This is a genomic window from Thiomicrorhabdus heinhorstiae (assembly GCF_013391765.2).
Lineage (GTDB): Bacteria > Pseudomonadota > Gammaproteobacteria > Thiomicrospirales > Thiomicrospiraceae > Thiomicrorhabdus > Thiomicrorhabdus heinhorstiae.
On record NZ_JACBGI020000076.1, the window covers coordinates 1 to 418 of the forward strand.

1 rRNA gene is annotated in these 418 nt (G+C 53.1%); it reads left to right on the plus strand.

Annotated elements, in window-relative coordinates:
* Nucleotides 1-418: ribosomal RNA gene (locus H8792_RS12435) — 23S ribosomal RNA — on the plus strand; the annotation flags it as partial.

Sequence of the window (418 nt, forward strand, 5' to 3'; positions counted from 1 at the left end):
TCTGTAGCAAGGTTAACCGTATAGGGGAGCCGAAGGGAAACCGAGTCTTAACTGGGCGTTAAGTTGCAGGGTATAGACCCGAAACCCGGTGATCTAGCCATGGGCAGGTTGAAGGTTGGGTAACTCTAACTGGAGGACCGAACAGACTAATGTTGAAAAATTAGCGGATGACCTGTGGCTGGGGGTGAAAGGCCAATCAAACCGGGAGATAGCTGGTTCTCCCCGAAAGCTATTTAGGTAGCGCCTCGTGAATTCATCTTCGGGGGTAGAGCACTGTTTCGGCTAGGGGGCCATCCCGGCTTACCAACCCGATGCAAACTACGAATACCGAAGAATGTTATCACGGGAGACACACGGCGGGTGCTAACGTCCGTCGTGAAGAGGGAAACAACCCAGACCGCCAGCTAAGGTCCCAAAG